Source organism: Idiomarina xiamenensis 10-D-4, from assembly GCF_000299895.1.
Taxonomy (GTDB): Bacteria; Pseudomonadota; Gammaproteobacteria; order Enterobacterales; family Alteromonadaceae; genus Idiomarina; species Idiomarina xiamenensis.
Map to the genome: position 1 here is coordinate 1 of NZ_AMRG01000030.1, position 6,616 is coordinate 6,616.

Annotated in this window: 4 protein-coding genes and 1 pseudogene; 3 read left to right on the forward strand and 2 right to left on the reverse strand. The window is 50.9% G+C overall.

The features are described from left to right. A pseudogene (locus A10D4_RS13070) lies at nt 1-1,283 on the reverse strand (MFS transporter); the annotation flags it as partial. A 184-nt stretch (nt 1,284-1,467) separates the two neighbouring features. Here A10D4_RS13070 and uvrA point away from each other — a divergent pair. Genes uvrA through glsB form a run of 3 tightly spaced genes read left to right on the forward strand, consistent with a single transcriptional unit; the run spans nt 1,468 to nt 5,704 of the window. Then, nucleotides 1,468-4,290, forward strand: coding sequence for an excinuclease ABC subunit UvrA (gene uvrA, locus A10D4_RS13075; RefSeq protein ID WP_008490077.1), 2,823 nt, complete (start codon nt 1,468-1,470; stop codon nt 4,288-4,290). A 48-nt stretch (nt 4,291-4,338) separates the two neighbouring features. Beyond that, a complete protein-coding gene (locus A10D4_RS13080) occupies nt 4,339-4,746 on the forward strand; it encodes an acyl-CoA thioesterase (RefSeq protein ID WP_008490079.1) in 408 nt (135 codons plus the stop codon). Further along, a complete protein-coding gene (glsB, locus tag A10D4_RS13085) occupies nt 4,736-5,704 on the forward strand; it encodes a glutaminase B (RefSeq protein ID WP_008490080.1) in 969 nt (322 codons plus the stop codon). The genes A10D4_RS13080 and glsB overlap by 11 nt, the downstream gene beginning before the upstream one ends. Nucleotides 5,705-5,723: 19 nt before the next feature. On the opposite strand, the gene A10D4_RS13090 is transcribed toward glsB, so the two are convergent. Further along, nucleotides 5,724-6,506, reverse strand: a complete 783-nt coding sequence (locus A10D4_RS13090) for a transporter substrate-binding domain-containing protein (RefSeq protein WP_051002130.1) — start codon at nt 6,504-6,506, stop codon at nt 5,724-5,726. Between the last annotated feature and the right edge of the window lie 110 nt (nt 6,507-6,616).

Here is a 6,616-nt window from a genome sequence, read left to right on the forward strand (position 1 = left end):
GCGGGCAATAACGGCTTGCACAGCCGGCTCATCGTAATGCGCTTTTTCGACTTTCAAATAAGTTGCACTGTCGGCCACCACCACTCGCGCTTCGACCACGCCGCCAATGACGCTGAGTTGCTGCGCCAATTGTTCGGCTTGCTGCTGACCCTGTACGGCGGTAGTAAAACTGACCGAGCGATATTGCGCCGGATCGCGCATACCGATGGTGGCGAGTAACCAACATAGTAACAGCCCACTACAAAAAAGCATAACAGCTTGTGGGCCAAAATGCTGTTGCAACCAGCCACCCACAGCACCACCTAAAAAGGCGCCTAAAAATTGACTGGTGGTGTACACACCGCTAGCACTGCCTTTGCTGCCGGGCGGTGCCAGTTTGGTTAATAGCGATGGCAAGCTGGCCTCTAAGAAATTAAAGCCAACAAAGAATATCAAGACACCGACAACCAGTGCCCACCAATGCGTATTAAATAATTGCGAAATCACCAACGCGCCGATGAGTAAGCTAATGGCCAGTTGAAAAAAGCGCTTTTGCTGCTGCTTTTTCGCGGCCACAATCAACATCGGCACCATTAGTGCAAAGGAGCCGAATAGTGTTGGTAAATATAGCCAGCCGTGCTGCTCTTCAGGTAAGCCAGCACTCACTAGCTCCAGCGGCAGAATGACAAACCAGGCGGTTAACGTACAATGTAGCGCCAACACACCAAAGTCTAACCGCAATAGTTGCGGGTGGCGCAATAGCGATGACATTTCGCTCCATACCGGCAACGCATCACGGCGCGCACTGTGGGTGACAATTTTGGGTACACCCAACAGTAACAACACAATCGCCATGATGGCGCTTGCGGCGGTCAGCCAAAACAACCCCGACAAACCGATCTTTGCCCCTAAAAACGGACCTAAAACCAATGCCAAGGCGAACGCTAAACCGATACACATGCCTATCGTGGCCATCACTTTTGGCCGCTGTTCTTCGCGCGAGACGTCGGCGGCTAAGGCGAGAATAGCGGCCCTCCCATACCTTGCATCACACGTCCCACCACTACCCAAGCTAACGATGATGCTGTGGCGGCAACCACACTACCGGCGGCAAACACCAATAATCCCCCGATGATCACCGGTCGACGGCCAATGCGGTCAGATAATAAGCCTAACGGAATTTGTAGTAGCGCTTGGCTCAGACCATAGCCACCAATGGCCAAACCGACCAACCAAGGCGCGTAATCAGGATAGCTGCGGGCATAAATTGCCAATACCGGCATGATCAAAAACAGGCCGAGCATGCGTACCCCAAAGACGGCGGCTAAAGATACCGCGGCGCGTCGTTCAGTGCGATTAAGTACTTGTTTATTGGACAAACCGACTGCCTTCTATGGATATGACAAAGATTGTTGGCGCGCTATTGTACCAGAACCCGCACGATGTGCGATAATGACCGTTTTCTCATCAACACAGCAGACAGGAACAATGGACAAGATTGAAGTACGAGGTGCACGCACCCACAATCTGAAGAACATCCATCTTAGCATTCCCCGCGACAAGCTGATTGTCATCACCGGGCTGTCCGGTTCGGGTAAGTCATCGCTGGCTTTTGATACGCTTTATGCCGAAGGACAACGGCGTTACGTCGAATCGTTATCGGCTTACGCGCGCCAGTTCTTGTCGCTGATGGAAAAACCCGACGTCGACGGTATCGAAGGCTTATCGCCAGCGATTTCTATCGAGCAAAAGTCAACCTCACATAACCCGCGTTCGACGGTCGGTACCATTACCGAAATTTACGATTACTTGCGGCTGATGTTTGCCCGCGTTGGCGAACCGCGTTGCCCCACTCACGATGTGCCATTGGCGGCACAAACGGTAAGCCAAATGGTCGATCAGGTGCTCACTCTGCCAGAGGGTGAGAAGCTGATGTTATTGGCACCGATTGTGCAGGAACGTAAGGGTGAACACCAAAAGGTCTTAGATAACTTGGCGGCGCAAGGTTTTATTCGCGCACGCATCGATGGCGACATCTGCGATTTAAGCGATCCACCCAAGTTAGAACTGCAAAAAAAGCACACCATTGAAGTGGTGGTAGACCGCATTAAAGTTCGTAGTGGCTTAGAGCTGCGTTTAGCCGAGTCATTTGAAACCGCCTTGGAATTAAGCGGCGGTACAGCGTTGGTGGCGCCGATGGAGGGTGACGGCCAGACCCTCGTCTTCTCAGCTAATTTTGCCTGCCCCCATTGTGGCTATAGCATGCAAGAGCTGGAGCCGCGTCTGTTTTCATTTAACAACCCGGCGGGCGCCTGTAGTGCTTGTGATGGCCTAGGCGTCGAGCAGTTTTTCGACCCCGCCAAAGTGGTTACTAACGACGAACTCAGCCTAACCGGCGGCGCTATTCGCGGTTGGGATAAACGCAATTTTTATTACTACCAAATGCTGCAATCGTTGGCGCGCCACTATGAATTTGACTTGAACGCACCGTTTAATAGTCTTAGCGACGATGTGCAGGCCGTTATTTTACATGGCAGCGGCCGCGAGCAAATTGAATTTACCTATATGAACGATCGTGGCGATCGTGTGGTACGTAAGCATGCGTTCGAAGGTATCATCCCCAACATGCAACGTCGCTACCGCGAGACCGACTCGCAAGCGGTACGTGACGAGCTATCAAAATATTTAGCTTCACAGCCATGCAAAAGCTGTCATGGTACCCGCTTGCGGCAAGAAGCACGGCACGTGTTCGTGAGTAACACCACCTTGCCCGAAGTGGTATCACAATCCATCGGCGATGCGCTGGAGTTCTTTCAAACTCTTGAACTGAGCGGCCAGCGGGCGCAAATTGCCGAGAAAATTTTAAAAGAAATCAATGACCGTTTACGGTTTTTGGTCAACGTCGGCTTAAATTATTTAAGCCTGTCACGTTCGGCGGAGACGCTCTCCGGCGGTGAAGCACAGCGCATTCGTTTAGCCAGCCAGATTGGTGCCGGTTTAGTCGGTGTGATGTACGTGCTTGATGAGCCCTCTATCGGCCTTCATCAACGTGATAATGAGCGATTGCTGGGTACCCTCACACATCTACGTGACTTGGGCAACACCGTCATTGTGGTCGAACACGACGAGGATGCCATCCGCGCCGCCGACCATGTTATTGATATCGGTCCGGGTGCCGGTGTGCATGGCGGTGAAGTCATTGGCCAAGGCACGGTAGACGACATTGTCGCCAATGCCGAGTCGTTAACCGGCGATTATCTGTCTGGTCGTAAGCTGATCGAAGTGCCAGAACAGCGGCACTTACCCGGTGAAAATTTCCTGCGCTTAGAAGGCGCTAGCGGTAATAACTTAAAACAAGTCAATTTAACCCTACCGCTCGGGTTGATGACTTGTGTCACCGGCGTCTCCGGTTCGGGCAAATCAACCTTAGTGAACGACACCCTATTCCCGTTGGCGCATTGCGAGTTAAACGGTGCTACGGTTTCAGAACCTGCGCCTTACCGCGCCATTGATGGTTTGCAATATCTGGATAAAGTGGTCGATATCGATCAAAGTCCGATTGGCCGTACACCACGCTCTAACCCGGCAACTTACACCGGCATTTTCACACCGATTCGGGAACTGTTTGCCGGTACTCAGGAAGCCCGTTCGCGTGGTTACAAACCGGGCCGTTTTAGCTTTAACGTGAAGGGTGGTCGCTGCGAAGCCTGTCAAGGCGACGGCATGATCAAGGTGGAAATGCACTTTTTACCGGATGTCTATGTGCCCTGTGATGTTTGCCGTGGCAAGCGCTACAATCGAGAGACACTGGAAATTCAATACAAAGGTAAGAATATTCACGAAGTATTGGATATGACAGTTGAAGATGCGCGTGAGTTTTTTGATGCAGTGCCGGCCATTGCTCGCAAGCTACAAACGCTGATGGACGTTGGCTTATCATATATTCGTTTGGGTCAGTCGGCGACCACGCTGTCGGGTGGTGAAGCCCAACGGGTGAAACTGTCACGCGAACTGAGTAAACGTGATACCGGTAAGACGCTGTACATTCTGGATGAACCGACCACCGGTTTACACTTCCACGATATTCAGCAATTGCTGACCGTATTACATCGCTTACGCGACCACGGCAATACCATTGTCATCATCGAACATAATCTAGATGTGATAAAAACCGCCGACTGGATCGTCGATTTGGGACCCGAGGGTGGTTCTGGCGGTGGTGAGATACTGGTTGAGGGTAGCCCTGAAGATATCGTCAAATGTGAACGGTCACATACCGCGCGCTTCTTGGCTCCCATGCTAAAGTCGTAAGCGCTAAGTCAGATTAACTGAACGCAAGAGCAGCACAAGGAAGCAACCATGCTAGAGCAGCAGTTTATTGTTCGTTTTTATGAGACCGACGCCCTCGGTCACGTGAACAACACCGTCATTCCTGGTTGGTTTGAAACCGGACGTTTGCCGATTTTTGATTTCTTTGGTGATATGGCGCCAGATAAACGGAGTTTGATTGTCGCGCGTTTAGAGGTGGATTACGTCAAACCAGTTTATTTTGGCAAGCCGATCACGGTAAAAACTTACATCGCGCGTTTGGGTGGCAGCTCGTTCGATATTGGCAGCGAAGTCTGGCAAGACGGTGAGCTTTGCGCCAAGGGCATCAATGTCATGGTTTACTTTGACTATCAAACGCAAAAAGCCGTGCCATTAACCGCTGAACTGCGTGAAAAACTCGCCACTGTTAGTCATCCGGAGCATCCCGTTGAACCCTGATCTACCGCAAGCCGCACGCGACCAACAACAGGGTATTGTTGCACCCGATGATATTCAGGCGCTATGTGAGAGCATACTGCAACAGGCGCAGCAAGTCGGTGGCGGCAAAGTCGCCGACTACATTCCGGCGCTGGCTTGTGTTGAGCCAGAGCAATGTGCGTTGACCCTTGCCACGTTAGACGGCAAGCTTTATCAGGCGGGTGCGGCGCAGCAAGCGTTTTCGATCCAGTCGGTATCCAAGTTGTATGGTCTGATGTTAGCCATGCAACGTGTCGGCGACGAGCTATGGCAGCGAGTGCAAATGGAGCCGTCGGGGCAACCGTTTAACTCGATCGTGCAATTAGAATGGGAAAAAGGCATTCCCAGAAATCCCATGATCAACGCTGGTGCGATTTTAGTGAGTGATGTGCTGGTTAGCCATTACTCAGCCAGTAAAAACGCCGTCTTGAGTCTTGTGCGCCAACTGGCGGGCTCGGATGATATCTTTGCCGACGCAGATGTGCATCAATCAGAGCTCAACCACGGCAGTCGTAACGCCGCGTTAGCGTATTTGATGAAAAGCTTTGGTAACTTACACAGCGACGTTGGCGAGGTGCTCGATCATTACTTTTGGCAGTGTGCATTAAGCATGTCGTGCGAGCAATTGGCGCGCTCTTTTGCATTTTTAGCCAATCGCGGTATTTGCCCGTTTAGCGGTAACAGTATTGCCAGCCATCGTGATACCCAACGCATCAACGCGTTGCTATCGACCAGCGGTATGTATGACCAGTCCGGACAGTTTGCCTTTGAGGTCGGTATTCCAGCTAAAAGTGGCGTCGGCGGTGGCATCGTCGCTATCGTACCAGACTTCGGTGTGTTAGCTGCATGGAGCCCACCGTTAAACAACTATGGTAACTCGACGCGGGGTATGTACATGATCCGCGAACTAGCCAATCGTCTAGGACTTAGCGTTTATTAGCGCTAAGTAACCTGGTCGCTTAACGATAAACCCGCGGTCGGTAAATTTGGTATCGCTCTAGATTAAACTGCCTGATGATACGGTCAATTTCGCCGGTCGAACCGACTTCGCGCAATAACTGTTGCATGGTTGCTGCGGTAATCGCTTTATTGGCGCCAACCAAAATGCGCAGCAAATACTCACCGTCTTGCTTTTCTGACATCAGTATATTGTCACCATAATCGCTATCGCTGTTGGCTAACGTGGCTAACAGCTCTTCATTGATGATGGCAAAATCTAAACGTCGGTTACGCAGTAAACGCAAATTGGTGATCTGCGAGTCACTTAAGTACATGTTGTAATGTTTCTCAAGATACTGCACGTCAGTTTCACCATCGGTGAAATTATAAACGTAACCCGCCATACCGCCGATACGCTTACCCTGCTTGTGCGCAAAAAAATCTTGCTCGCGCTGAGGCGTTTTTAAGGTGACAAAGCGATTATGGCTTTTGATTAACGGTACCGTTTGTTCAACGTCAATATGTCGCTGCTTCCAGCCCCATTCATAAGCCTCAAAGAAAATAACGTCGCAACAGCCTGTTGCCGATAGCGCGCGATAACGCCAATTAGGAGGGATAACTTTTAGGCGAAAGCTATATTGATTCTGGTAGTCGTTGAGCACTTTGACCAACTCACCCACCACGTGTTGCTCGAAATGCATCGAGTAATACGGTGGAAACTCATAGACGGCCACATCGACTTCGGTCGCAGCGCGTGCCGACGCCGATAAACTGATGGCTAAAACAACCAGCCAACGCATCATGGTCAAAGTATAACATCCCGAATATTACAGATGCTGTTATACAACTACTCTCATGCCTTAATGTCAAGCTGACAGGCATAAAAAAGCCCGCAGTTAAGCGGGCTTTTAGG